The 26,003-nt window shown below is 74.5% G+C and carries 22 protein-coding genes and 1 tRNA gene; 6 read left to right on the top strand and 17 right to left on the bottom strand.

Going from position 1 to position 26,003, the window contains the following annotated elements:
- Together AOM03_RS06935 and AOM03_RS06930 are read left to right on the top strand one after the other, a co-directional pair.
- Positions 1–645, top strand: coding sequence for a CoA transferase subunit B (locus AOM03_RS06935; RefSeq protein ID WP_062379695.1), 645 nt, complete (start codon positions 1–3; stop codon positions 643–645).
- Positions 642–1,793 carry an acetyl-CoA C-acyltransferase gene (locus AOM03_RS06930; protein WP_062379693.1) on the top strand — a complete coding sequence of 384 codons (1,152 nt, stop codon included), beginning with the start codon at positions 642–644 and terminating at the stop codon, positions 1,791–1,793. The genes AOM03_RS06935 and AOM03_RS06930 overlap by 4 nt, the downstream gene beginning before the upstream one ends.
- A 75-nt stretch (positions 1,794–1,868) precedes the next feature.
- Here the strand turns inward: AOM03_RS06930 and AOM03_RS06925 are convergent, their stop codons facing one another.
- The 5 genes from AOM03_RS06925 to AOM03_RS06905 all read right to left on the bottom strand — a co-directional run bounded on the left by AOM03_RS06925 (position 1,869) and on the right by AOM03_RS06905 (position 5,947).
- Positions 1,869–2,270, bottom strand: coding sequence for a GntR family transcriptional regulator (locus AOM03_RS06925; protein ID WP_062379691.1), 402 nt, complete (start codon positions 2,268–2,270; stop codon positions 1,869–1,871).
- Positions 2,254–3,252, bottom strand: coding sequence for a DUF1648 domain-containing protein (locus tag AOM03_RS12475; RefSeq protein ID WP_082092223.1), 999 nt, complete (start codon positions 3,250–3,252; stop codon positions 2,254–2,256). The genes AOM03_RS06925 and AOM03_RS12475 overlap by 17 nt, the downstream gene beginning before the upstream one ends.
- 79 nt (positions 3,253–3,331) lie before the next feature.
- Positions 3,332–4,159: a choice-of-anchor L domain-containing protein gene (locus AOM03_RS06915; protein ID WP_062379687.1), complete on the bottom strand. Its 828-nt coding sequence runs from the start codon at positions 4,157–4,159 to the stop codon at positions 3,332–3,334.
- A gap of 137 nt (positions 4,160–4,296) precedes the next feature.
- Positions 4,297–5,592: a lipase family protein gene (locus tag AOM03_RS06910; protein ID WP_062379685.1), complete on the bottom strand. Its 1,296-nt coding sequence runs from the start codon at positions 5,590–5,592 to the stop codon at positions 4,297–4,299.
- A 282-nt stretch (positions 5,593–5,874) separates the two neighbouring features.
- Positions 5,875–5,947 (bottom strand) — tRNA-Ala (locus AOM03_RS06905).
- A gap of 170 nt (positions 5,948–6,117) precedes the next feature.
- On the opposite strand from AOM03_RS06905, the gene AOM03_RS06900 reads away from it, so the two are divergent.
- The gene (locus AOM03_RS06900; RefSeq protein WP_062379681.1) at positions 6,118–8,328 is read left to right on the top strand and encodes a glycoside hydrolase domain-containing protein; all 2,211 of its coding nucleotides are present in this window, start codon (positions 6,118–6,120) and stop codon (positions 8,326–8,328) included.
- An 11-nt stretch (positions 8,329–8,339) separates the two neighbouring features.
- Positions 8,340–9,668 (top strand): glycosyltransferase, encoded by a 1,329-nt coding sequence (locus AOM03_RS06895; RefSeq protein ID WP_062379679.1) that lies wholly within the window; start codon positions 8,340–8,342, stop codon positions 9,666–9,668.
- A gap of 22 nt (positions 9,669–9,690) precedes the next feature.
- On the opposite strand, the gene AOM03_RS06890 is transcribed toward AOM03_RS06895, so the two are convergent.
- The 3 genes from AOM03_RS06890 to AOM03_RS06880 are packed head-to-tail and all read right to left on the bottom strand — an operon-like array spanning position 9,691 to position 12,545.
- On the bottom strand, positions 9,691–10,674 hold the full coding sequence (locus AOM03_RS06890) for a hypothetical protein (RefSeq protein WP_062379677.1): 984 nt from the start codon (positions 10,672–10,674) through the stop codon (positions 9,691–9,693).
- A 52-nt stretch (positions 10,675–10,726) separates the two neighbouring features.
- The gene (locus tag AOM03_RS06885; RefSeq protein WP_062379676.1) at positions 10,727–11,308 is read right to left on the bottom strand and encodes a GNAT family N-acetyltransferase; all 582 of its coding nucleotides are present in this window, start codon (positions 11,306–11,308) and stop codon (positions 10,727–10,729) included.
- 1 nt (position 11,309) lies between these two features.
- A complete protein-coding gene (locus AOM03_RS06880; protein WP_062379674.1) occupies positions 11,310–12,545 on the bottom strand; it encodes a molybdopterin molybdotransferase MoeA in 1,236 nt (411 codons plus the stop codon).
- Positions 12,546–12,612: 67 nt separating this feature from the next.
- Between AOM03_RS06880 and AOM03_RS06875 the strand changes: the two genes are divergently transcribed.
- Both AOM03_RS06875 and AOM03_RS06870 read left to right on the top strand, forming a co-directional pair.
- The gene (locus tag AOM03_RS06875) at positions 12,613–13,230 is read left to right on the top strand and encodes a 5-formyltetrahydrofolate cyclo-ligase (protein ID WP_227589919.1); all 618 of its coding nucleotides are present in this window, start codon (positions 12,613–12,615) and stop codon (positions 13,228–13,230) included.
- Positions 13,231–13,277: 47 nt separating this feature from the next.
- On the top strand, positions 13,278–13,499 hold the full coding sequence (locus AOM03_RS06870; RefSeq protein ID WP_062379670.1) for an FmdB family zinc ribbon protein: 222 nt from the start codon (positions 13,278–13,280) through the stop codon (positions 13,497–13,499).
- A 76-nt stretch (positions 13,500–13,575) separates the two neighbouring features.
- Here the strand turns inward: AOM03_RS06870 and AOM03_RS06865 are convergent, their stop codons facing one another.
- From AOM03_RS06865 to AOM03_RS06825, 9 genes are all read right to left on the bottom strand, one after another.
- Positions 13,576–17,850, bottom strand: coding sequence for a PDDEXK-like endonuclease domain-containing protein (locus AOM03_RS06865; RefSeq protein ID WP_062379667.1), 4,275 nt, complete (start codon positions 17,848–17,850; stop codon positions 13,576–13,578).
- 111 nt (positions 17,851–17,961) lie between these two features.
- The gene (locus AOM03_RS06860) at positions 17,962–19,311 is read right to left on the bottom strand and encodes an MFS transporter (RefSeq protein WP_082092222.1); all 1,350 of its coding nucleotides are present in this window, start codon (positions 19,309–19,311) and stop codon (positions 17,962–17,964) included.
- Positions 19,308–20,612 (bottom strand): MFS transporter, encoded by a 1,305-nt coding sequence (locus AOM03_RS06855; RefSeq protein ID WP_062379665.1) that lies wholly within the window; start codon positions 20,610–20,612, stop codon positions 19,308–19,310. The genes AOM03_RS06860 and AOM03_RS06855 overlap by 4 nt, the downstream gene beginning before the upstream one ends.
- Before the next feature lie 163 nt (positions 20,613–20,775).
- Positions 20,776–21,789: an amidohydrolase family protein gene (locus tag AOM03_RS06850; RefSeq protein ID WP_062379662.1), complete on the bottom strand. Its 1,014-nt coding sequence runs from the start codon at positions 21,787–21,789 to the stop codon at positions 20,776–20,778.
- Complete coding sequence (locus AOM03_RS06845; protein ID WP_062379659.1) at positions 21,786–22,700, bottom strand: DUF1932 domain-containing protein; 915 nt, start codon at positions 22,698–22,700, stop codon at positions 21,786–21,788. The genes AOM03_RS06850 and AOM03_RS06845 overlap by 4 nt, the downstream gene beginning before the upstream one ends.
- 78 nt (positions 22,701–22,778) lie before the next feature.
- Positions 22,779–23,477: a 4-carboxy-4-hydroxy-2-oxoadipate aldolase/oxaloacetate decarboxylase gene (locus AOM03_RS06840; protein WP_227589918.1), complete on the bottom strand. Its 699-nt coding sequence runs from the start codon at positions 23,475–23,477 to the stop codon at positions 22,779–22,781.
- The gene (locus tag AOM03_RS06835) at positions 23,474–24,349 is read right to left on the bottom strand and encodes an ABC transporter ATP-binding protein (RefSeq protein ID WP_439645032.1); all 876 of its coding nucleotides are present in this window, start codon (positions 24,347–24,349) and stop codon (positions 23,474–23,476) included. Before AOM03_RS06835 ends, AOM03_RS06840 begins: the two co-directional genes overlap by 4 nt.
- A 2-nt stretch (positions 24,350–24,351) precedes the next feature.
- A complete protein-coding gene (locus tag AOM03_RS06830; protein ID WP_062379654.1) occupies positions 24,352–25,131 on the bottom strand; it encodes an ABC transporter permease in 780 nt (259 codons plus the stop codon).
- Positions 25,128–25,967 (bottom strand): ABC transporter permease, encoded by an 840-nt coding sequence (locus AOM03_RS06825; protein ID WP_082092221.1) that lies wholly within the window; start codon positions 25,965–25,967, stop codon positions 25,128–25,130. Before AOM03_RS06825 ends, AOM03_RS06830 begins: the two co-directional genes overlap by 4 nt.
- Positions 25,968–26,003: the final 36 nt, after the last annotated feature.

Below are 26,003 nucleotides of genomic sequence, written 5' to 3'. Positions count from 1 at the left end.
ATGTGGACACGCGAGGAGATGGCCGCACAGGCGGCCCTGGAACTCGAGGACGGCCAGTACGTCAACCTGGGGATCGGCATCCCCACCCTGGTCGCCAACCACCTGCCGCCCGGCGTGCGCGTGACGCTGCAGTCGGAGAACGGCATGCTCGCCATGGGTCCGTTCCCGGTCGCGGGCACCGAGGACGCGGACCTCATCAACGCCGGCAAGCAGACCGTCACGGTCCTGCCCTTCGGCAGCTTCTTCGACTCGGCCACCAGCTTCGCGATGATCCGCGGCGGCCACATCGACGCCGCGATCCTGGGCGCGCTGCAGGTCTCCCACCGCGGCGACCTCGCGAACTGGACCATCCCCGGCAGGCTGGTCAAGGGCATGGGCGGCGCGATGGACCTGGTCGCCGGCACCCGCCGCGTCGTGGTCCTCACCGAGCACGTCGCCAAGGACGGCAGCCCCAAGATCGTCGAGGAGTGCACGCTCCCCCTCACCGGGCGCGGGGTGGTGCATCGCATCGTCACCGATCTCGCGGTGCTCGACGTCGAGCCCGAGGGCCTCGTGGTGCGTCGCCTCGCGCCGGGCGTGACCGAGTCTCAGGTGCGCGAGGCCACGGGCGCGCCGGTGCTGTTCGACCTGGAGGTCTCCGCATGACCGTCGTGATCGCGGGCTACGCCCGCACCGCCTTCGTCCGCTATTGCGGCGCGTTCGCGCGCGTGCCCGCCACCGCGCTCGGCGCGCACGCCATCGCGGCCGCCCTGGCCGACGCGGGCGTCGACCCCGCGGACGTCGGCCAGGTGGTTGCGGGCCAGGTCCTGCAGGGCGCCGCGGGGCAGAACCCCGCCCGGCAGTCCGCGGTGGGCGCCGGCATCCCGCTGACCGTCCCCGCGTCGACGCTCAACGTGGTGTGCCTGTCCGGCACCGAGGCGGTCGCCGCGGGCGCGCGGCTCATCGCGGCGGGCGAGGCGCGCATCGTCGTCGCTCTCGGCCAGGAGTCCATGACGCTCGCGCCGCACGCCTCGGCCGCGCGCATGGGCCGCCGCTACGGGTCCATCGACCTCATCGACACCATGGCCCACGACGGGCTCACGGATGCGTTCGAGCGGCGCTCGATGGGAGCCTCGACCGAGCACCACGGCGAGCGTCACGCGATCCCGCGCGCGGACCAGGACGCCTGGGCGGTCGAGTCGCACCGGCGCGCCGCGGAGTTCCGGGACCTGGCCGCGGCGGAGATCGCGCCCTACGAGGTCAAGCCGGGCGCCGACGCGGTGGCCGTCGACGACGGCGTCCGCCCGGACGCCTCGACCGAGGCCCTCGCGCGCCTGCGTCCCGCCTTCGGGGAAGGCGGCACCATCACCGCCGGCAACGCGTCGCAACTGTCCGACGGGGCCGCGGCCGTGGTGCTCGCGGACGAGTCGCTCGGCACCCGGGCCCTGGCCCGCGTGCTCGCGACCGCGCTGGTCGCCGGGCCGGACGTGTCCCTGCACGAGCAGCCCGCCGCGGCGGCGGAGGCCGCGCTGGTCCGGGCCGGGCGGCGGGTGGAGGAGCTGGCGACGGCGGAGATCTCCGAGGCCTTCGCCTCCGTGACCCTCGCGTCCGCCCGGCGGATGGGCCTCGACCTGGCCCGGGTCAACCCGCACGGCGGGGCCATCGCGATCGGGCATCCGATCGGCGCCTCGGGGGCGCGGCTCGTAGGCCACGCGGCGCGGACGGTCGCGGCGGCGGGGCCGGGCGCACTGGGCGTCGCGACCCTGTGCGGCGGCGGCGGCCAGGGCTCGGCGGTGCTCGTCGAGGCCGTCTGACCCCCGGCGAACACCGGCGGACACTCCGCACGGATTCACGCGCGACACGCCGCCCATCCGGGGCCGACGCGGGACTCACCCCGGCGCGTCGCCGCCCATTCCGTGCGGAGTGTCCGGGGTGGGGGCGTCGCGGGCCGCCGCGCGCACCAGCGACGCGAGCGCGTCGGGGCTCACGCCCAGGGCGCGGGCGCGCGCGGCCAGGGCCGCCGCATCGTCCCGCAGGAGGGCGAGCGCCTCCACCCGGTCCGACACCACGGCGCCGCGGCCGCGGCGCATCTCCACCAGGCCCTCGTCGCGCAGCAGCTGATACGCCTTGAGGACCGTGTGGAGGTTGACGTCGAGCGCGGCGGCGACCTCGCGCGCGGACGGCAGCCGGTCGCCGGGGGCCACCCGCCCGGCCGCGGCGTCCTCCCGGACGGACGCCGCGATCTGGTCGTACAGCGGCGCCTCCGAGGACGGGTCAGTCCTGATCAGCACGGGAGGCCTCCGCGTACGCCTCGAGCAGCCCCGCGGCGGTCGCGGCGTCGTCCACCGTGACGACGAAGCGGCGGCCCGACACCCGGGTGACCTCGAGCGCCTCTCCCGGCCGCACGATCACTCCGGTCGCGCCCGGGATCGACCGGATCCCGTAGCCGCCGAAGTGCGCGATGCCGGACACGTCGATCACCCCGACCGACGCGATCTCCTCGATGGGCACGCGGAAGCGCGGCCAGCCGAGCGCCGCGCGGACCACGAGCCCCTCGCGGTCGACCCGCACGGAGAAGACGGTGAACATCGCCATCATGGCCGCGAGCAGCACGGCGATCGCCGTGACGAGCCATGCGGCCGCCGTGTCGCCCACGACCCACATCGCCACCGCGCCGAGCGTCACCGCGCCCACCGCGGCGAGGATGAGCGCGAGGATCCCCCGCGTGATCTCGGCATGCCCGAGCCACACCGCGCGCTCGCCGGCGCGCAGCTCGAGCGGCCGGGCGGGCACTGCGGGCGACGCGGTCGACTCGTGCACCGGCTGGAGGAACCAGCCGATCAGCCCGGCGACGGCGCCGGCGCCCAGCCCCCCGAGCAGCCAGGGCAGGGCGCTCGGGGCATCCGCAGCATCGTCCAGCCCGCGCTGGACGGCGAGCGAGCCGGTCAGCATCACCGCGAGCATCACCGCGAGGAACAGCGCGGTCGCGGGCATCATCCGCAGCGCGAAGCCGCGCTCGCCGCGGCGGATGGGCACGATCACGGAGGCCGCCATCGCGACCGGGAGCACGCCGGTGGTGAGCGCGGAGATGAGGACGGTGGACCACGCCGGCCCGAAGCCGTCGGGGCCCTCGGAGTTCCAGTGGATGGCGACCGGATCCGGCAGCTGCGGGATCATGGCGATCTGGAGCGCGAGCGCCACCAGGGCGACCGCGACGGGCAGGGTGAGGCCCACGAGCACGGCGCGGGACAGGGCGCGGTCGGCGACGGCCATCGTCACCACTCCTTCCGAGTTGTTATAGGAATACTATAACAACTCGACAACCGCGCGCGCGAGCGTCGACGGCCGCCCGCTACTCCACGATCTGGAAGGGCATGAAGAGGTCGAGGCCGGAGCCCCCCGGGGATCGCTCGAGCGGCGTCGCGGCGCACATGTCGCCGTAGAGCCAGCGGAACGAGTCGAGCAGCACCGCCGTGTCGTACACCGAGTCACCGATGTCCTGGACGCTCAGCACCAGCGTGAACCGGCCGTCCTCCGCGCCCGCCACGAAGCGGGTGTGCGCCTCGAGCGCGACGGTCGTGCCGTCCATGCCCGTGTCCGTCGCGCGGCCGAAGCCCAGCACGGTGCCCACCGTCGCGATCTCGCCGTCCGGGTCCACGGCGAAGCTGCGCGGCGCCTCGATGCGATCGCCGGCCACCGTGACGTCCGACCTCCCCAGCTCGGCGGTGAAGACGTCGTTGTACTCGCCGTCGAGGAACTCCGGGTACTCCTCGGAGAGGAGCTGGTAGTCGAGGGCGAGGCAGCGGGCGCCCGCCGGCGGCACGAGCGTCAGGCTCAGCTGCGACAGGTCGTTGCCGTCGGCGCCGCGCGCGTCGCCCAGCTCGGTCGACAGGTCGTCGACCGGGTCCCCGCCGGGCACGTCGGCCGCGACCCCGGTGGAGAGGATGACGTAGTCGTCGCCCGTGCGCGGGAAGGTGCCCAGCGCCTCGCCGGCCACGGCGGCCGCCTCGGGGGCGCCCCGCAGGCGTGCGCTGTAGATGGTGCCGTCGGGCACGTCGAGCGCCGCGGCGAAGTCGAGCGGGGAGGCCTCCCCGGGGGACGATGCGGCGGTCGCCGTCGGGGCGAGCGTCACCACGGTCATCGCGGCGAGCACCGCCGCGGGAATCGCCCGTGTGCGCATTCCGGCCTCCGATTCGTCGGGCGCGCCGCGCCCGCTTCCTTGCAGGGTAGCAATGAAGGGGCGCGGCCCGCCATGCCCGCGGAGGAGGACGCCGGCCCGGGACCCCGAGGCCCGGAACCGGCGCCGCCCTCCGCGCGTCAGGGCAGCAGGCGGACCAGCCCGCAGTTGGACCACGCCGGCAGGCCGCGCAGCCGGTCCACCATCCAGGCCGTGCTCTGGACGCTGCGCGTGATCGCCGGGGTGAGGTGGTTGAGCCCGGTGCCGCCGCTGGGCACCAGCTGCGGCACCGGGACGTAGGAGACGTCCGCGCCGCTCGCGCACCAGTCGAGCGCGAGCTGGCGCGCCTGGCCGTGGTCGACGATGTCGTCCTGGGTGCCGGTGACGATGCGCACGGGTGCGGTCGGGGTCAGCCCGCCGATGCGCTGCGCGCCCACGGCCTCCTGCACCGCGGGGATCCGGGCCGCCACCGCGGCCAGCGACTCGCCGCTGGTGGTCCACTCGGAGGTGGAGGCGAAGGCCGTGCCGGTCGCGATGACGGCGTCGCCGATGCAGGCCGTCGAGAGCCGCTCGAGCGTCTCCCAGCCATCCTCGCTGATCTCGGACTCGAGCGCCGCGGCCATCTCCGGGTGGTACTGGAGCAGCCCGTTGAGCGCCCAGCCGATCACCCCGGTGAGGGACGTGTCGTCCGCGGACTTCATCACCTCGACCAGGTCGGCCGGCGGCGCACCCGCGTAGGCGCCCACCACGTCGAGCTCGGGCGCGTAGGCGGGCGCGAGCTCCGCGGCGGAGGCCGCGGCACCCCCGCCCTGCGAGTACCCGTAGAGGCCCACGGGCGAGTCCGCGGTGACCGTCGCGCCGGGCAGGGCGCTCGCGGCGCGCGCGGCGTCGAGCACGGCGCGGCCGGAGTCGAGCCGGTTGACGTAGGAGTGCAGCCGGTCGGTGGTCCCCAGCCCCACGTAGTCGGTCACCACCACGGCGATCCCCTGCTGCAGGAACCCGTAGATGAACGGGATCTCGTACCCGACGGCGAGCGCCTCGGGATCGATCACGAGCCCCGATTCGAGGGTCTTGCTGGGGGCGCACGCGTCCCCCTGCCCCTGGGTGCCCACGGAGAACGACACGAGCGGGCGGTCGCCGGAGCCGAGCCACGGCGCCTCGGGCTCGAGGTAGGAGCCGGAGACCGCGACGGGCTCGCCGGTCTCGTCCAGGGACGAGTACAGGAGCCGCGTGGCGGTCGCCGGCAGCGGCGCGATGGCGCCGCCCAGGTCGACCGACACCGCCAGGTCGAGCGGTGCGGTGCGGATCAGCTCGCCCTGGGCCTCGGGGACCTCGTCGGGCGGGGTGTAGAAATCGCCGCTCGCGGCGGCGGGAACCGCGACGGCCGTGGCCACCGCGAGGGCTGAAAGAACGGCACACGCCATTGTGCGTCGCATGGAGCCTCCATCTTGAGTTGTTGTCTGGCATTTCGGACGCTACGTGGGGTTTTACCGGATTGTCCAGGGGGTTCCGGACAGAACTGTCCGCAAGATTTCGCGCCGAACGGCCCCGATTCGCGCCGGGGCCGTGCGAACGCGCGCGGGCCGCCGAAAAACGCCGCATCCTGCGCGAGGTCGGATGAGGCGCCGGCCGGCGGTCGCGGCCCGGCGCACGCACCCGGAAACGACACAACCCCCGGCGCCGCAGCGGGCGTCGGGGGTTGAACGTGGAACTTGGAGTGGAGCTGAGGGGAATCGAACCCCTGACCTTCTCATTGCGAACGAGACGCGCTACCAACTGCGCCACAGCCCCAAGTGCTGGAATAGGTTAGCACCTTGCGGGACAGTCGCCAAAACGCCGCTCGACCGATGCGCGGCCCACTCGCCACCGCATCGTCCCCCCACTATTAAAGAGTTCGTCATATGACGGCAACGGTGCCGATACCCGGCCCGCCTACCGTCAGCGGAGGAAGGGAGGCCGGCATGTATGACGACGTCGACCCGTTCATCGGGACCCAGGCGACGTCCCTGCCTGCCCCGACCGGCCTCGCGGCCGCGTGGTGGTGGCCCAAGCCGCAGGTGGGCAACACGCACCCGGGCGCCTGCTACCCGCTGGGCATGGTGTCCGCGTGCGCGTACTCGGGCGGCTATCCCACGGGCTACGGCCTCTACGACCTGTCGACGGAGGGCGTGCCCACGCGCCTCCACGAGGGCCCCGTCGCGTCCGGCTTCACGCACTTCCAGCAGTCGGGCACCGGCGCCATCCGCAAGTACTACAACTACTTCCGCGTCACGCCCATGGTCGAGCCGCTCGACGAGCTCGACCGCTTCTGGGGCCTCGAGGAGGAGTCCGCCCGACCCGGCTACTACGCCGCGACCCTGGACAACGGCATCGAGGCGGAGCTCACCGCCGGCCCCAAGTCCGTGATCCACCGCTACCGCTTCCCCGCGCACCCCAACGCGCGCATCGTCGTCGACTTCTCCACCGGCGGCCTCGAGATCCCCTACGGAGGGACGCTGCCGCTGCGCGCGAGCCTCGAGTGGGTCGAGCCCGGGATCGCGCAGGGCGAGATCGTGGTCGAGGGCGTGCCGCTCGCGGTCTACATGGAGTGCGACGCGGAGCAGTGGCGCCAGATGCTCTGGTACGACCGCCGCCTCATGCCCGCCGGCACGCGGCTCGACCTGGACTCGATCCGCCCCACGACGGTGCGCCCCTTCGGCCTCATCTGGGCCGGCACGGCGGAGGAGGGCGAGGCCGTCGAGCTGCGCATCGGCTTCTCCCTGCGCGGGGTCGAGCAGGCCAGGCGCAACCTCCACAAGGACATGGGCGAGCTGGGCTCCTTCCAGTCCCGCCACGCCAGCACCCGCGAGCAGTGGCGCCACCTCTTCGAGGCCGTCCAGGTGGAGACCGACGACGACGAGCGGCGGCAGGTGTTCGCCACCGCGCTGTACCACTCGCTCATCAAGCCGTGCTTCGCCCCCGACGAAAGCCCGTTCTGGACCCAGCGCGGCCCGTTCGTCTTCGACGTGTCGACCATGTGGGACATCTATCGCACGCAGCTGCCCCTGCTCACGGCGCTGCTGCCCCACCGGGCGGTCGAGTTCGCCAATGCGATGCTGTCGATCGGCGAGCAGGAGGGCAACCTGCCCATCGGGTACCGCATGGCGCGCGGCTCGGACCGCTTCTCCCGCCAGGGCTCCGCGCTGCTGCACCCGCTGCTCGCGGACCTCGCGCACCTGGGCCTGGGCGGCATCGACTGGGACTGGGCGCTGGTGCACATGCAGACGGACCTGCGCCGCAGTTACGGCGAGGAGTATCTGCTGCAGGGCTACGCGCAGCCCATGAGCCACACCCTGGACCTGTCGTTCGGCTACTGGTGCGCCGGCGTCATCGCGGAGATGCTGGGCGACCGGGCGCTGGTCAACGAGAACGTCGACCTGGCCGGGCGCTGGGTCAACGCCTTCGACCCGGAGACCGGCCTGCTGCGCGACTCCACCTACTACGAGGGCACCAAGTACAACTACTCGTTCCGCCTCATGCACGACATGCGCGCCCGCATCGCGCTGGCCGGCGGCGACGCGCGCTTCGTCGCGCTGCTCGACGCCTTCTTCGGGTTCGGGGCCGATGCGGTGGTCCAGCCGGGCGAGCGCCCCGCCTCCGCGGAGATGGCGGCGGGCTACGCGCTCGGCCGCTTCGAGGGCCTCAACAACGAGCCGGACATGGAGGCCCCGTGGGCCTACCACTACGCGGGACGGCCGGACCGGACCGCGGAGGTGGTCCATCACATCGTCCACCAGCAGTTCGGCCCCGGGCGCGGGGGACTTCCTGGAAACGACGACTCCGGCGGGTTATCGTCGTGGTACGTCTGGGCCTCCCTGGGGCTCTTCCCCGTGGCGGGGCAGAACATCTTCCTGCTCCATCCCCCGGCCTTCGCATCGGCGCGGATGCGGATGGCACGCGGAGAACTTCACATCGTCTGCGAGGGCTTCACCGAGCCCCGCCGCGGCGGCCCGGCGCAGTACGTCCGGTCCGTCACGCTCGACGGGTCGCCCGTCGAGTCGTCCTGGATCGCCGGATCCGAGCTCCACCTGGGAGGGGAGCTCCGATTCGTGCTCGGCGACAGCCCGAGCGACTGGGGACGCGACCGGCGTCCCCCTTCCACCCCCCGCCCCACCCTGGGCCTGCTCCCGTGAGAGGAGTCGAGATGAACTCACCGATCGACCGTCGACTGGTCATCATCGTGCGCGCGGATCCCGTGATCTGCGGCCATAGCTCCGAGGCGCGCAACCTGGCCGAGGTGGCGCTCACGCGCGGCTTCGACGAGGTGCGCATCGTCACCTGGCCCCTGGACCGGCTCGAGGAGTCCGGCCTGCCGCTCAAGCCCATGGAGAGCGTGCTGCCCTACTCCCCCGGGATCGTCGTCGAGCGGCCCGGCCCCGTGGGCGGCTACAAGATCCCCGACGGCCGCTACCTGGCGGGCATGACCGGGCGCCTGGTCGAGCTGTTCACCGACGGCGTGCCCACCGTCGCGATGTCCCTGTACCTCCACCCGCACACCACGGCGGTGGCCGATGCGCTGCGCATCGCGCGCTCGACCGGCCTGCCGGTGCGGGTCACCACGATCGCCGAGGCGGTCGGCTCGGACGTCACCGAGGTGGTGCGCTCGGCCGTCGACCACGGCGAGTTCGGCGCGGCCGCCGCGGTGCTCGCGAACTACCTCTCGCAGGACCTGTGCGTCGCGGTGTCGGAGTACACCAAGAAGGTCATCGTCGAGTCCGCCGCGGAGCTGGACGCGCTGTACGGCACCGCCTTCGCCGCGCAGTGCGAGAAGCGCGTGGAGATCTCCTATCCCGCGATCGACACGTCCGCGTACCTGGGGCTGCCGGAGTCCGAGACCGCGCGCGTGCTGGCGGCCCGCGGGCTCGAGCCCGGCGGCTACGTGCTGTACCTGTCCCGCCTCCAGAGGGCCAAGGGCGTCGACGACCTGATCCGCGGCTTCGCGGCGTCGGAGGCGTGCATCTCCCAGACCCTGGTGGTCGCGGGGCGCGGGCCGGACCGCGAGCACTTCCGTGCCCTCGCGGCGGCCACGTCCGCCGCGGACCGCATCGTGTTCCTCGACGACGTGGGCGACGAGGAGAAGCCGCACCTCATGGCGGGCTGCTCGGCGTACGCCCTGCCGTCCCGGCCGGCGCCCGAGTTCACCGAGACCTTCGGCATCGCCCTGGTGGAGAAGATGCTCGCCGGCGGCGGGCCCGTCATCACGTGCGACACCGGGGGCATCCTCGAGGCCGTGGGCGACACGGCCGTGGTGGTGCCGTCCGGCGACCCCTCCGCGATCACCGTGGCCCTCAACGCGTGCGTCGCGGGGCTGGACCCCGCCGAGCGCGAGTGGTGGCAGGGCCGGGCGCGCGAGCACGCGATGCAGTTCGACCGCGTGAATGTGTTCGACCTGCTGTTCGAGCGTCTCACCCGTGCCGTGCACCCGGCCGCGCAGCCGGCCCTCATCGCGAGCCCGCGGCGCGTGCGGGTCTAGGGGCGGCGGCGCCGTCCCGCGCCTACGCGGTGCGGGACTTGCGGCGCGCGAGGATCGCGTCGAGCGAGCCCGTCGCGTCGGAGGCCGCGGCCTCGGAGGCGTCCTCCTCGGCGGGCGCGCGGTAGGACGCGGCGGCGATGTCGCCCGTGTCGAGCGGGCGGGCCTGGCCGGGCTTGACCTCGGCCTTGAGCGTGTAGGCGGGGAGCGGCATCTCGCGCGGGCTCCACGCGGCGGACTCCTCGACGGGCGCGGACGCGGTGACGGCGGGAGCGCCCACGGGCTCCGCCACCACGGGCGAGGGCACCGACAGCGGCGCGATGTCCGCGGAGGTGACGATCTTGATGGCCTGGGTCTCGACGTCCGAGGGCTCGGCGTGACGGCCGGCGGCGCGCTCGCGGGAGACCTTGCGCAGCGCCTGCGTGGCGGTGGCGGCGGCCTCCACCTCGCGGGCGACCAGGGCGAGACGGGCGTCGACGCGGCGCTGGGCGGCCGCGGCGCGGGCACCCGCGGCGACCACGCCGGCGAGCAGCGCGGTGGCGATGGCGCCCACGAAGGCGGGAACCGGCGCGACGAGCACGGACACCCAGGCGGCGACGGTGAGGGCGAGCGCTCCCAGGGCCACGCGGCCCCGGCGGCGCGCCTGCGCGCGGCGCTCGGCGAGCGTGGCGGCACGGTCGTGGTGCATCGACAGGCGCTGGCGCTGGGCGGCGGCGGCGGCGCGGTCGATGGGTCCGGTGGGGCGCGACATCGCGTCGGCCCCCAGGCCCACGATCGAGGCGCGGGCCGCGCCGGTCACCAGCAGCGGGTTCTCGCCGGTGTCCGTCGACGGGCGGGCGGCGGGCTTCTCGAGGCGCTCGGCGGTGGTGCGGATGACCCGCATCTCGGCGCTGAACCGGTCCTCGGTCCGCACCAGGGCGTAGTCGGAGCGCTCCTTGATCCGCTGGGGGATCACGTACGCGAGCACCATTCCGAGAGCGATGATCGCGAGGAGTCCAGCGGGAGGCATGGCACGACGCTACGATGCACGCGCGCGTTCGGGCCGCACCGCGCGCGGCGTGTCAGGAACCCGGGTCCCAGAAAGGGCCGATGCGCGGCTCGTCCGCGATCCGCGCGAACACCTCGTGGTCGCGCCACTGCCCGTCGACGTGGAGGTACCTGCGACGCACGCCCTCGGAGGTGAATCCCAGCTTCTGCGCGACCCTCCGGCTCGCGGAGTTGTCGGGCCGGGTGGCGAGCTCGATCCGGTGAAGCCCCAGGTCGAAGCCGTGCGCGCAGATCATCGCCGCCGCGCGGGGCGCGAGCGCGCGGCCGGCGAGGTCGCGGTCGATCCAGTAGCCCAGCATCGCGGAGCGCTGGGCGCCCCACTCGATCCCGGCGAGCACCACGCGGCCCGCGAGCGCGCCGTCGACCTCCATGACGAGCCCGAGCGCGGAACGCTCGCGGCGCTGACGGCGCTCGAGCCGCACGAGCGCGCCGAAGCCGAGCGCCTCGCCTCCCGCGGGCGGGGTCGCCTCCCAGGGCCGCAGCCAGTCGGCGTTGCGCGCGCGCAGCTCGCGCCACTCGCGCTCGTCGCGGCGGCGCATCGGCCGCAGCCGCAGCGGCCCCCGCTCGAGCACGTCGCCGAAGGAGGGCCCGTCCATGTCAGTCGTCCCAGACGGAGCAGCGCAGCGTCTCCCCCGCCTCGACGCGGGTCGCGCCCGGCTCGACCCAGGCGATGCCGTCGGCCATGCCCAGCGCGGACAGCGGCACGGCACCGGGATCGCCCACGACCGAGGCGGTGATGGCGCCGGCGCCGTCGAGCCCCAGCGCCACGGGCACGGCCTGGACCACGCCCGCGGGCGAGTCGAAGCCGCGGTCCACGCGGGCGCGCACGCCCGGGCGGACCGTCTCCGTGAATCCGCACATGCGCCGCAGCGCCGAGCGGACGTAGGCCTCGAAGCCCAGCGCCGCGGCGACCGGCGAGCCCGGCAGCGCGATGGCGGGCACCTCGCGCACCTCGGGGTCGCCCAGCATCGCGAACGCGTGGTGGGGGCCCGGGGCGAAGGCGAGCCGCGCATCGTCCACCGTCCCCAGCGAGCGCAGCACCGCCAGCACCGTGTCGTGGCTGCCCGCGGACAGCCCGCCGGTGAGGATGAGCAGGTCCGCGCGGACCAGCTGGTCCTCGATCGCGGTGCGCAGGGCCTGGCGGTCGTCGCCCACGGGTCCCACGCGATAGGCCTGGGCGCCGGCGGTGCGCGCGGCGACGGCGATGAGGTGGGCGGTCTGCTCGGGGACGCCGTGGCGGCCCGAGCCCGCGTCGACCAGCTCCGAGCCGACGGCCAGCACGACCACGCGCGGCACCGGCCGCACCCGCAGCCGGGACTGGCCCAGCGCGGCGGCGAGCGCGATCTCCCGCCCGCCCAGGCGCCGCCCGGCGGGGATGAGAACCTGCCCGGCCGACGCGTCGTGCCCCGCGGGACGCACGCCCTCCCCCGGCGCGACCGCGGCGCGGAGCTCGACCCGCGGCACGCCCTCGTCGGTGGCGGCGAGGGGGACCACCGCATCGGCCCCGGTCGGCATGGTCATGCCCGAGGCGACGCGGGCGGCGGTGCCGGGCAGGTGGCGGCGCGGGCCGCGGTCGGAGAAGGACACGTCGTGCGCGACGGGCAGGCGGGCGGGGGCCTGGGCCACGTCCGCGGCGGCGACCGCGTAGCCGTCCCACGCGGCCACGTCGACGGCGGGGAGCGGCCGGTCCGCCACCAGGTCGTCGGCGAGGACCGCGCCGGCGGCGTCGCCCGCGAGCACGGACAGCGCCGGGATGGGGGCGAGCGCCCGCTCCACGGTCTCGCGATGGTCCTTGAGGGCACGCGCGGCGCCGTGGTCGACGGGAGCGGTCATGCGATGAGAGTAGGGACATGCCGCGCGGAGGAACAAAGATTTACCAACCTTTGGCACAATGGACAGCATGACGCCGACCGAGGGCACCCTCCGAGCCCCCGACCCGAGCGATGCCAAGGCCGCGCTGCGCGCGACCATCCGGCATGAGCGGCTCCAGCGCAGCGAGCGCCGCCTCCACGAGCACGCGCTGGCCCTGCGCGACCGCGTGCTGGGGCTGCCGGCCGTCGCGGACGCCGACTGCGTCTCCGTCTACGCGTCGCGTCCCCACGAGCCGGGCACCTACCCCCTCATCGAGGCGCTCCACCGGCGCGGCATCGAGGTGCTCATCCCCATGCTGGGCGACGGGCTGCAGCGCGGATGGGGCCGCTACCAGGGACCCGAGGACCTGGTCGAGCGCGCGCCCGGCCGCCCGCCGGAGCCCAGCGGACCCTTCCTCGCGCCGCACGCGCTCGCCGATGCGGAGGTCATCGTGGTGCCCGCGCTCGCCGTGGACCTCGCGGGGACGCGCCTGGGTCAGGGCGGCGGCTGGTACGACCGCGCGCTCACCGAGTCGCGCGAGGAGATCCCCATCATCGCCCTCACCTTCGACAACGAGGTGCGCGAGGAGCCCCTGCCGCGCGAGCGGCACGACCTGGGCGTGTCCATGGTCATCACCCCCGCGCGGGTGCTCGACCTGCCCCGGTAGGGAACGGGTCCCTGTCGCGGACGCGGACCGCCGCGTACACTTCCGCCATGCCTACCTACTCCTACGCCTGCACCGCGTGCAGCCACGCGTTCGACGCGGTGCAGTCCATCCACGACGACGCCCTCACCGACTGCCCCGAGTGCACCGGCGCGGTGCGCAAGCAGTTCGGCTCCGTGGGCGTGACCTTCAAGGGCTCCGGCTTCTACCGCACCGACTCGCGCTCCGAGTCCAAGAAGCCCGCGAAGTCCGCCACGTCCTCGAAGTCCTGACCGGACGGCTCTGACCCGGGTCCGGTGACCCGGGCGCAGCCGCGCCGGCGGGCGTTCACGCCCGCCCGTCCGCCGCTCACCAGTGCGGCGGACGCTCCCGCAGGATCTCCTCGTCGCGGCTGGACCGCTCGCGGCCGCCCCAGCCCTCGTCCATGTCCTCGCGCGCCCGCGTGGGGATCAGCGGACGGTCGGTGCCGCGCGCCGGCCTGGCCTTGACGGGGGACGATGCGCCGGTCGCCTCATCCTCGTCCGTCGGCTTCTCGTCGGCAGGCGCCGGGTCGGCCGCCTGCTCGTCGGTGGTCGTGTCGTCGGCGGGCTGCGCGTCGGCGTCCTCGGCCACGTCGTCCTCCTCGGTCTGCGGCCGCTGGGCCTCGTCCGCGTCGAGATCCAGGTCCAGGGCGGGCTGCTCGACGGTCACCTGCGCGGCGGCCTCCTGCGCGGCGGCGCGACCCGCGTGGCGGTCCGCGAGCAGCTGCTCGGCGAGCATGACGGAGATCCCGAGCGTCACGTCGGGAGCCTCCGCGACGGGCGCGGAGGTCGCCTCGGCTGCCGCGGGCGCGGCGGCGGGACGCTCGTCGGGCTCCCCGCCCTCGAGCCCGGTGGAGCCGAAGTCCGCGGCGCCCAGCTCGGCGGCGCCGAAGGCGGGCACGCCGTGCCCGTCGCCCAGCACCTGGTCGACCGACTCGGCGTCGAACACGTCCTCGACGGGCACCCGGATCTGGGACGTCTCGACGCCCAGGTCCAGGGAGGGCTGCTCCCACACGATCGGCTCGCGCCGGCCCTCGACCGCGGACACGATCGACTCGACCGCCGCATCGGGATCCATGAAGACGTCGAGGGTCCACAGCGACACGACCGTCCAGCCGAGCGCCTCGAGGTGGGCGTACTGGCGGCGCATGCGGTCGCGCACGCTCACGTGGCCCGCGAGCGCGGCCTCGTCCGTGACCACCGCGACGCGGTAGCCGCGGTCGTGGCGGCCGCCCACCACCAGCGGGATCGCGTCCGCGCCGATGCCGTAGCGGACGTGGACGGCGTAGCCCTGGGCGCGCAGGCGGTGCGCGATGTCCGCGAGCAGCCAGTCCCCCGGCGCGGGCTCGGGGCGCTCCGCCGGGACGGGCGAGGCGGCCGCGGCCTGGAGCAGGTCGCGCAGGCCGTCGAGGCCCTCCGCGTCGCGGCCCTCGCCGATCGCCCCGAGCGCGTCCGCGTCGAGCGCGGTGACGACGGTGAGGCGCTCGTGGGTCGCGACCGCCGCCTGGGCGAGCGCCTGCGGGCCCCACTCCTCGGTGAGCACGCCGAGCCGTCCGGGCAGGGTGCCGGTCTCGTCGGGCGCGTAGCCCAGGGTGAGGATCACCTCGTCGACGTCGTGGCCCGCGGCGTTGCCCAGGCTCACCACCTCGACCGCGTCGGCCAGGCGGGCGCCGCGCTCCTCGAGCGCGTCGCGCAGGCGGGCGGCGTGGAGCTCGTTGCCGGCCACCACGAGCACGCTGCGGTGGGGGACCTCGTGCACGGCCGCATCGACGCGCGCGACCACGGCGTCGACCTCGGCGCGGGTCGACTCGACGGCGGAGGCGCCGGCGACGGGCAGCCCGGTCGCCTCGAGGATCTCCACCTGGAGGGCGTCGACCACGCCCGCGGCGGGCAGGGAGGACAGCGAGCGGCCGTACGCGAGCGCGCCGAGCACGCCGGTGAGGCGCGGGTCGCGCGACTGCGGCAGCGCGTGGAGGTCGACGCGCGGCAGCAGCTGCGCGAATACGGACACGGCAGAGCGCGTCGCGGAGGCGGCGTCGCCCACGACCACGACCTGGCGGGCACGGGCCAGCGTGGGCACCGTCTCCGCGAGCGCGAGCGACTCGGAGGCGAATACCACCGCGACGTCGACGCAGCGGCTGGGCGGGGCGAGGCGCGAGACCTGCTCGGCGGTCGCGAGGGTCACCGGCCGCAGCGCGGCGACCAGGGGCTGGAAGTCGCGCCACAGCTCGCGGTAGGGGGCGTCGGCGCCCTCGACCAGCGTGGCGAACAGGTCGCGCGCGAACTCGGGGTGGCGGGCGATCGCGATGCGGCGGCGCTCGGCGACCGCGCGCATGAGCGGTCCCACGCGGGCGGCCCCGAAGGCGCGGTCGCGGCGCAGGAACTCCTCCACCACGCGGCCCATGGCGCCCTCCTCGGTCAGGCGCGGGTCGGCGGCGACGATCGCGTCGAAGGCGGAGGCCCACCACGCGAACTCGAGGTCGCGGCGGGCCTGCTCCGCGGACGCGCCGCGGGAGCGCAGGTCCGCGAGCAGCGGGCCCAGCCCGGCCTCCTCGAGGTCGCCCTCGACGGGCACGGACTCGATCGCCTCGAGCGTGCCCGGGACGCCCTCGGCGAGGCGCTCGAGCACCTCCGCGATGCGGGCCCACGGCTGGTCGAACAGGTCGCGCTCACCCGACGCCTTGGCGACGGGCTCCGCGAGCCGCTCCCACAGGCGCTGGACCGTCTCGACGCGGTCGGCGTAGAGGTCGAAGTCGTCGGGCACGAGCGGCCAGCCGCCCGCCGAGCAGTGCGCGCGCCAGCGCAGCGCCTGGGCGTGCGCGGCGACCAGGTTCTCGTGGAGGTTCTCCTTGGTGCGTCCGGGCCGCAGCAGCTCGATCGCACGGCGGCGCAGCGCGCGCCGGTCGCGGCGGGCGAGCTTGCCCGCCTGCGGCGAGCCCGGGGGCGCCGTGGCCGCGACCAGGTCGTGCAGCGAGCGGTGGAACACGGCCGGGGAGAAGATCTCGAGCGTGGCGCGCAGGTCCGTGAACAGGGTCACCTGGTCCACCCACGCGGTCATCGTGGGGGCCTCGTCCATGCCGGTCTCGTGCGAGGCGATCTGCGCCTCGGCCCGCATCTTGGGCAGGTGCCGGGTCACCAGGGTCGCGAGCGCCTCGTCGAGCGTCGCGCCCTGCGCGGGGTCGCTCGTGGTGTCCGACCACCAGGGCACCATCGACACGACGTCCTCGGCGGGTTCCTCGACGGGTGCGGGCTCCTCGACGCGGGCCTCGAGCTCGCCGGCGATCGCCTGGGCGACCGAGGCGAAGCCGTGCGTGGCGACGAAGGCGGCCGCGTCCGCCCCCAGGCGCACGGGCGTCTGCGGCGCGGGCGGCGTGGAGATGAGCCGCACCACGGCCTGGACGGCCTCGAAGGCGCTCACGTCCCAGGGACGATGCGACCGGTGGAGGGCGTCGAGGCGCGTCTGGAGCTCGTGGCGGGCGGTGAGCAGCCCCTCGCCGGCGGTGCGGATCTCGTCGTCCGAGACGTCCTCGACGGCCATGGTCATCGAGGTGAGCAGGCGGCGGCGGGCGACCTCGTTCCACGAGGCCGTCGCGCCGGAGACGTACGCGTCGGAGGCCCCGACCCGGTCGAGCCGCTGCGCGACGGCGCGCACGGCCGCCTCCGACCCGCCCACGGCGAGGGCGCAGCGGCCCGAGGCCGCCGCATCGGCCACGATGGCCGCCACGGTGCCCACGGGATCCGAGCCCGGGGGCGCCTGGAGGAACACGGACCGGCCGGTGGCGATGAGGTCGAGCGCCGCGAACTCGACGTCGTCGAGGTCGCCCACGCCGCGCTCGGCGAACGGGTCGCGGTCGCCCAGCGGGAAGGCGGGCAGCGGCTGCGCGAGCGTGCGCTGCGCCTCCTGGTCGCCGGCGATCGCGGCGACCGTGTCGGAGGCGCTGATGACGGGGTCCAGGTCGTCGAGGTCGTCGATGAGGCGCTGCTCGGGGTCGTCGAACGCGCCCACGAACAGGCGGTCCGCGACCTCGACGCCCGGGAACGCGTGGTCGAGTCCGCGCACGTGCTGCCACAGGGGGCGGGGATCGAACTCGACGCCGGGGCCGGCGGGCGGCGCGACCGCGGCCAGGCCCTCCTCGACCCCGCGCAGGCGCGCCTCGGTGAGGAACACCGGGTTGACGGCGACGGAGTCGAGCATCGTGAGGAGCATGTCGCCCTGGCGGGCGGGCTCGATGTGCAGCGGGCGCATGACCAGCGGCATCTCGCGGCGGCGGCGGCCGTCGGTCCACGCGACGGTGCCCACGACCAGCGCCGCGGTCCACACGCCGGTGGTGGCCTTGACGCGCTCCGCGGACTCGTGGATGAGCCGGACGCGGTGGACGGCCTGCGCGAACACCTCGGAGTCGCGCAGCAGCGCGCTCAGCGGCGTCGCGCGGCCGGCGAACAGCGGGGCGAGCCCGCCGGGGTGCGAGCCCCTCAGATCGACGATGCTCGACTCGGACAGGGCGAGCTCGCGCAGGGGCGACACGGTCGCCAGTTCCTGCAGCTGCTCGCGCCACTCCTGGAGCGCATCCGCGACCAACGCGCGGCCGATGTAGTCCACCACTCGACTACGGTAACCGCGCCGACCCGGGCCGCCCGGCTGCCACGCCGCCGCCCCGCGCGCGAGGGGCCGGACGGAGGCCGACCCGGCCCGCGCATCGTCCCCCGCCTCGCCTCACCGGCGCCGGTAGCGGCGCAGGACGTCCCTCAGCGGCGGCACGACCACGCCCTCCGCGGCCATGTCCGCGCGGGTGCGGCGGCGGTTGCGCAGCACGCCCGCGACGCCCACGATCCACACGATCAGGAGCGTCGCGAAGGCGATCCGGTACTCGTCGAGGGAGTACGTGGACGCGCCCTCCGGCGACACCGCCTGCAGCGTCCCGCCCACGAGCGCGATGCCCGCGATGGTGGCGACGAAGCCGCCCACGTTGACGAAGCCGGTCGCGGTGCCCAGGCGCTCCTCGGGGCTGAAGGTGCGCGCGTAGTCCATCGCGATGAGCGACACGGGGCCGCCCGCGCCGATGACCACCATGAACACGCACAGCTGCCACAGCGGCCGCGGCGTCGACGGCGCGAGGATCGACACCCAGGCGACCAGGGTCGCGCCCGCGGAGGCGAGCACGAGCCAGCTGCGGCGCAGCGGGTGGCGGGCGGTGTACATGCCCGCGACGGGGCCCGCGACCATCTTCGCGAGCGTGACGAGGGTGAGCAGCAGGCTCGCCTCCGCGACGGTGCGGCCCTGCGCGGTGACGAAGAAGGGCACGCCCCACAGCAGCGCCATCGTGTTGGCGGAGAACAGGGACACGAAGTGGGTCCAGAAGCCCAGCCGGGTGCCCGCGGGACGCGTCGCCTCGCGGATCTGGACCAGGAGGTTCTCGCCCGCGCGCTCCTCGCGCGGCGTCACCGAGGGCGGCATCCGCACGCCCACCGCGGCGAGCCCGCCCAGCGCGAGCGTGGTCGCCGCGAGGATGGCGAACGCGGGCGTCCACCCGAACGAGTGCAGCAGCCACGCGACCGGGATGGCCGTGGCGAGCTGGCCGGCCTGGCCCGCGAAGCCGGTGATCTGCACGAGCACGGGCACGCGCCGGGCCGGGAACCACAGCGGGATGAGGCGGCACGCGGAGATGAAGATGGGCGCGTCGCCCGCGCCGATGAGCACGCGCGCCACGAGCGCGAGGGGGAGGCTGGTGGTCACGGCGAGCAGGCCGGTGCCGGCGGCCATGACGATCGCGCCGCCGATCATGACCCGCCGCGCGCCGAACCGGTCGAGCAGCGCGCCCGCGGGCATCTGCAGCGCCGCGTAGGCGGCGATCTGCGCGATCGCGAGCATCGACAGCCAGGTCGCCTCGATGCCGAACCGGTCGATCGCGTCCACGCCGGCGACGCCCAGCGCCGTGCGGTTGACCACCGCGGTGAAGTACAGCGCGATGCCCGCGGCGAAGGCCAGCCAGGCCGCGCGGGGGATCCTGTCCGGGGACGATGCGCCGGCCGGGTTCGCGCCCGCGGCGCCTCCGCGCGCGCTCACTTCGCTCCCCCGCGACCGCGCAGGGTGTCGCGCAGCAGCGGCACCTCGACGCCCTGCGCCGCGAGGTCCGCGCGCACCGAGCGGCGGTTGCGGATCACGCCCGCCACGCCGACGAGCCACGGCAGCGCGAGGGCCGCGAGCGCGAGCCGGTACTCGGCCAGGGTGTAGTCGCCGGCGCCGCCGGGGGCCACGAGCCGGAGCACCAGCCCCACGAGCGCGACCGACGCGATGGTCGCCGCGAACCCGCCGATGTTCACGAAGCCGCTCGCGGTGCCCAGGCGCGCGACCGGGGCGAAGGTGCGGGCGAAGTCCATCCCGACGAGCGAGACGGGGGTGCCCAGGCCGGTGACCATGGCGAAGATCGCGAGCTGCCACAGGGGGCGCGGGGTGTCGTGCACGAGCACCCAGATCCACGCGAGCGCGATGGCGCCCGCGGTGCCCAGCACCAGCCAGCTGCGGCGCAGGGGGTGGCGCGCGGTGAACATGCCCGCGAGCGGCCCGCCCGCCATCGCGGCGACGGTCAGCAGCGTGATGAGCAGGCTCGCCTCGCCGGGCGTGCGTCCCTGCCCCTGGACGAAGAAGGGCACGCCCCACAGCAGGGCGAGCGTGTTGGGCGCGAACTGCGCCAGGAAGTGCGACCAGAAGCCCAGCCGGGTGCCCGCGGGGCGCACGGCCTGGCCGATCGACGCCCACAGGCGCTGGCGGTCCGGCTCGTCGGCGGCGTCCTCGGGGTTGCGGATCCGCAGGGCGGCCATCAGGCCCACCACGACCGTCGCGGCGGCGAGCACGGAGAACGTGGTGGACCACCCCGCGCGGTGCAGCAGCGCGGCCACGGGGATCGCGGAGGCCAGCTGGCCCGCCTGGCCCACGAGTCCGGTGACCTGCACGAGCACGGGCACCTGCCGCGCGGGGAACCAGCGCGCGATGAGACCCGTGACGCCGATGAAGATGGGCCCGTCGCCCGCGCCGATGAGCACGCGCGCGATCAGGGCGATCGCGAGGCTCGGAGTGAACGCCATGAGCGCCTGGCCCAGCGCCATCACCGCGAGCCCGGTGGCCATCACGGCCTTGGGGCCGAAGCGGTCGATCATGCGACCGGCGGGGATCTGGAGCGCGGCGTACGCGGCGATCTGCGTGACCGACAGGAGCGCGAGGCCCACCGAGTCCGTGCCGAACCGGTCGAGCGCCTCGACCCCGGCGATGCCCAGCGCGGTCCTGTTGACCACGGCGACGAAGTACGCGCCCACGGCGGCCGCCAGCACGATCCACGCGCCGCGCGCGGCTCGCTCCCTCGTCACCATGAGCCCTCCGTGTCCCGGCGCGGTCGCCGCAGGGGGCCAGTATCGCCCCCGCGGGCGCAATCCGGGCGTGACCTGAGCCCCGACCCTCGCGATCAGGGACGATGCGCGGGCCGGGGCAGGGTGTCGACCCCCGGACGGGCGCGACGCCCGGCCGGGGGGAGTCTCAGGCGGGCGAGGCCACGTGGGCCGCGAGCCGGGGGTAGACGCGCAGGGCGTTGCCCGCGAAGATCGCCTCCCGGTCCGCGTCCGTGATCGCCGCCGCGTCCACGTACCGCTTGGTGTCGTCGAAGTAGTGGCCGGTCTCCGGGTCGATGCCGCGCACCGCGCCCACCATCTCCGAGCCGAACAGCAGGTTCCTGGCCGGGATCACGTGCGTGAGCAGGTCGATGCCGGGCTGGTGGTAGACGCACGTGTCGAAGAAGACGTTGTTCATGAGGTGGCCCGCGAGCGCCGGCTGGCCCAGCATGTCCGCGAGCCCGCGGTAGCGGCCCCAGTGGTAGGGCACCGCTCCCCCGCCGTGGGGGATGATGAGGCGCAGCGTGGGGAAGTCCGCGAACAGGTCGCCCTGGAGCAGCTGCATGAAGGCCGTGGTGTCCGCGTTCATGTAGTGCGCGCCGGTCGCGTGGAACGCGGGGTTCGCGGAGGCGGAGACGTGGATCATCGCCGGCACGTCGTGCTCGACCAGCCGCTCGTAGATGGGATACCAGTAGCGGTCGGTGAGCGGCGGCGACGTCCAGTGCCCGCCCGACGGGTCGGGGTTGAGGTTGGCCCCGATGAATCCGCGCGCCACGCACCGGTCGAGCTCGGCGATCGCGGCCTCGAGGCCCTCGCCCGCGGCCTGGGGCAGCTGGCAGACGCCCACGAAGACGCCCGGGTAGAGGTCGGCCGCGCGCGCGATGAGGTCGTTGCTGCGGCGCGCCCACTCGATGGAGGTGCCCAGGTCGCCCTGGTGGTGTCCCATGACCGAGGCGCGGGGCGAGAAGATCGTGACGTCCGCCCCGCGCTCGCGGATGAGGCGCAGCTGGTTGGCCTCGAGCGACTCGCGGATCTGGTCGTCGGTGATCTCGGGGTACTCGGGCGCGCTGTCGCCCGCCTCCCATGCGGCGAGCTGCGCCGCGCGCCAGTCCGAGTGCGCCGCGGGGGCGGTGGTGTAGTGGCCGTGGCAGTCGATGATCATGCGTGCTCCTCCTGTCGACGCGAGCCCGCCCGCGGGCCCGCGGCTGCGCGCACCGCATCCACGAGCGCGAGCGTGCTCTCCTGCGGCAGCACCTCGCCGAACTGCGCCGCCCATCGCTGCCGCGCGACGGTGGCCTCGGCCATCCACGGGGTGACCCCCGCATCGGCCACCGTGCCGGCGGCCTCCTGCATCTCCTCCGCGCGGCGGACGCCGTGCTCGAGCGACCGGGACATGAAGTACCCGGCGATCGCCTCCCAGTCCGCCTCGGGCAGGATGTTGGACAGCGACCGCAGCACCTCGCCCTCGACGCCGTAGTGGCGCGCCGCGAGCAGCGACTCGGTGAGCAGCGACTCCATCCCCTTCACCACCACGGAGCGGCACAGCTTGGTGGCCGCCGCGACGCCCACCTCCGCGGCCCCGACCGTGGCCGCCACCAGGCCGAACGCTCCCGCGGCCGCCCCGAACGCCTCCGCGTGCGGACCCCCCAGGATGAACGGCGCGCCCAGCCGCCGCGGCTCGATGGGCGACATGAGCGCGGCCTCGACGTAGCGCCCGCCCGCGCCGTCCACGGCCGCCGCGGCCGCGCGCTTGTGGCCCGGCGAGCTCGAGTTGAGGTCGAAGAACCAGGCGTCGGGCTCGATCCCGCCCACGACGGACGATGCGGCGGCCACGCAGTTCATGGCGGTCACCGCGGACACGACCAGGGTCGCGCCACGCACGGCCTCCGCGGCGGACGCGGCGGGCGCGATCCCGAGCGCGGCCGCGTGGCGGCTCGCGCGCGAGGCCGGGTCCGCGAACGCGGTGTCCCAGGCCCGGATGTCGCGCACGCCAAGGGCGGCGAGGTCCTCGGCGAAGACCCGCCCCACCTCGCCGAGCCCGATCAGGGCGACCGCGGCATCGTTCCCGGTCACGAGCGCGCGTCCCGGCTCGGTCGCGGGTACACGCGGCCGTCCATGATCATGCGGGCGGTGCGCGCGATGCCGGTCATGTCAGCCGGCCTCGGGATGGCGGCGGTAGGTGACGCCCATCTCCTGCAGGCGCGGGCGCATGCCATAGCGGTCGAGGCCCAGCTCGCCTCCCAGGAATGCCGTGCGCGTCGCCTCTTCCTTGGCGAGGCGGGCGCGGGACTTGGCCAGCGCATCGTCCGCCTCGAGGCGAGGGACCACGACGATGCCGTCGTCGTCGCACACGAGGATGTCGCCCGGGTCGATCGCCTGGCCGCCCAGGATCACCGGCACGTTGACCGCGCCGGGCGTGTTCTTGACCGTGCCCATCACGTTGATGTGGCGCGCCCAGACCGGGAAGCTCATGTCCCGCAGCTCCTGCGTGTCCCGCACGCCGGCGCCGATGATCGCGCCGACCACGCCGCGCTGCTGCAGGCTGGTCGCGAAGAGCTCCCCGAACATCCCCTGCTCGGACGGCGAGCGGGTGGCGACGACGAGGATGTCGCCGGGGCCGCACTGCTCGATCGCCGCGTGGATCATGAGGTTGTCGCCGGGCCAGCTGAGCACCGTGACGGCGCTGCCCGCGATCCGGGTGCCCTGCTGGATGGGCCGCAGGTCGGAGCCCAGGTCGCCCGAGCGGCCCAGCGCCTCCCCCACCGTCGCGGCGCCGATGCCCGAGAACTCCTCGACGACCGCGCGGTCCGCGCGCGGCACGTCGGTGACGATGACCGTCTCCACGCTCACACCCCCTTGTCGACGGCGGCGGTCTCGTCCGGGCGCTCGCCGCGCTTGGCACGCTGGATGAGCTCGTAGACGTGGCCGCGCAGCTCGCCGAAGCGCGGGTCGGAGCGGGTGGTGAGCTGGTCGCGCTCGGGGGGCAGGTCGACCTTCACGTCCTCCATGAGCACGGTGGGCCGGTTGGACAGGACGATGACGCGCTCGCCCAGGTAGACCGCCTCGTCGATGTCGTGGGTCACGAACAGCACGGTGACGCCCAGGTGCTTCCACAGGGAGCGGACCAGGTCCTCGAGCTCGGCACGGGTCTGCGCGTCGACGGCCGCGAACGGCTCGTCCATGAGCAGCACGGTGGGCTCGAAGGCGATCGCACGGGCGATGGCCACGCGCTGCTGCATGCCGCCGGAGAGCTGCCACGGGTGCTGCTCGGCGGCCTCGCTGAGGCTCACCTCCTCGAGCGCCCGGTCCACCTTCTCGCGGCGCTCGGCCTTGGGAATGCCCTTCTCCTTGAGCGGCAGCTCGATGTTCTGGCGGACGGTCATCCACGGGAACAGGCTGCGGCCGTACTCCTGGAACACCACGGCCATGCCCTCGGGCGGGCCCGTCACGGTGGTGCCGTCGAGCACCACCTCGCCGGCGGTGACGTCGAGCAGGCCCGCGATGGAGCGCAGCAGCGTGGTCTTGCCGGCGCCGGACGGGCCCACGACGCAGACCAGCTCGCCGCGACGGACCTGGAAGTCGAGGTTGCGGATCGCCTCGACGTGGGGGCGGCCGGGGGTGTCGTAGGTCTTCTGGACGTTGCGGAGGTCGAGGGCGACGTCCGTCTTGGGCGCGGCCGGGGCCTGTGCTCCGCGGCCGGACAGCATGGTGGTGATGGACATCTCTACGCTCCTCGTTCGATCTGGCGCTGCCCGACGTACCAGGCGAGCATGCGGTTCTCGACAACCTTGAACAGGGTCGCCAGCAGGACTCCGATGAGGCCGAGCACGATCACGCCCGTCCACATCTGGGGGATGGCGAAGCTCCTCTGGAACTGGACGATCGCGGCGCCGAGGCCACGGTTGGCCCCGAACAGCTCCGAGATGACCATGAGGATCACGCCGATGGACAGCGACTGGCGGGCGCCGGTGAAGATCCGCGGGCTCGCGCCGGGCAGCACCACGAACACCAGCCGCCGCCACGGGCTCAGGTGGTAGCTCTTGGCGGTGTCGCCCAGCACGGGCTCGAGCCCGCGCACGCCCTCGACCGTGTTGAGCAGGATGGGCCACAGGCAGCCGAGCGCGATGGTGACGATCTTGCCCAGCCAGCCGGTGTAGCCGGCGAACAGCGCGATGATCGGCACCAGCACCGGGGGCGGCACGGCGCGGAAGAACTCGAGGACCGGCTCGGACAGCGCGCGCAGCGTGGGCGACAGGCCGATCGCGGTGCCCAGGACGATGCCGACCACCACCGCCAGGCCGAAGCCGATGCCCAGCCGGGCGAGCGACGGGAACACGTCGCCGACGATGCGGTCCCAGGTCCAGGTGCTGGGGAACGTCTCGATGATCGTGGACAGCGGCGGCCAGAACGGGCTCGTGGAGTTCGCCGAGCCGAACCACCAGGCGGTCAGCAGGATCACGGGGAGGCCGAGGACGTACCCCGTCGCCTTGAGGAACCGGATCATGAGTGCTCGCTCCTCACCGAGGGGTGCCACCAGAGGGCCTTGCGCTCGACGAACCGTGCGAGCAGGTTGACGGCCACACCGATGAGGCCGATGACGATCACGAGCGCGTAGGTCTCGGGCACGGCGCCGGAGCTCTGCGCGATGCCGAGCTCGCGGCCCAGGCCGTCCACGCCGATCACCAGCTCCGCGGTGATCTCGAGGATGAGCGCCACCGCCGCGCCGAGCCGGAACGCGGTCATGATGTACGGCAGCGCCGTGGGATAGATGACGGATCGTGCGACGCGCAGCGGCCCGAACTGATAGGACTTCGCGGTATCGCGGGCGACCGGGTCCACGTCCGCCACGCCGTAGAGGACCTGCACCAGCACCTGCCAGAAGGCCGCGTAGACCACGAGGACGAACGCCGACTGCGGCTGCGTGCCGAACAGCAGGATCACCAGCGGGATCAGCGCGACCGAGGGGATCGGGCGCAGGAACTCGATGGTCGAGTTGGTGAACCTCCGGAGGAACGGGATCGAACCGATCACGAAGCCGACCACGATGCCGAGCGCCATGGCGGCGGCGAGGCCGAGCGCCCAGCCGCGCACCGTGAGCCACAGCGCCTCCCAGAACCAGCCCTCCCCGAGCATCTCGAACAGGGCCGCGTACATCGCGGTGACGGGCGGGAGGAAGTCGGGATTGACGATCCCGGTGCGGGACAGCGTCTCCGCTCCGGCGAGGACGATGAAGACACCCGCGACGCCGAGCCAGAGGTCACGGCTGCGGCCCGACCTTCGGGAGCGAGTGGTGGCCCGCGATCGGGCGGGCGGTGCCAGCGTGGCTGGACTCGAGGACACGGGGAGCCTCCGATTCGACGGCGGACCGTCGGGTGG

This window comes from Demequina pelophila, from assembly GCF_000971175.1.
GTDB classification, from domain to species: domain Bacteria; phylum Actinomycetota; class Actinomycetes; order Actinomycetales; family Demequinaceae; genus Demequina; species Demequina pelophila.
This window is presented reverse-complemented; position numbering and strand designations above follow the sequence as displayed.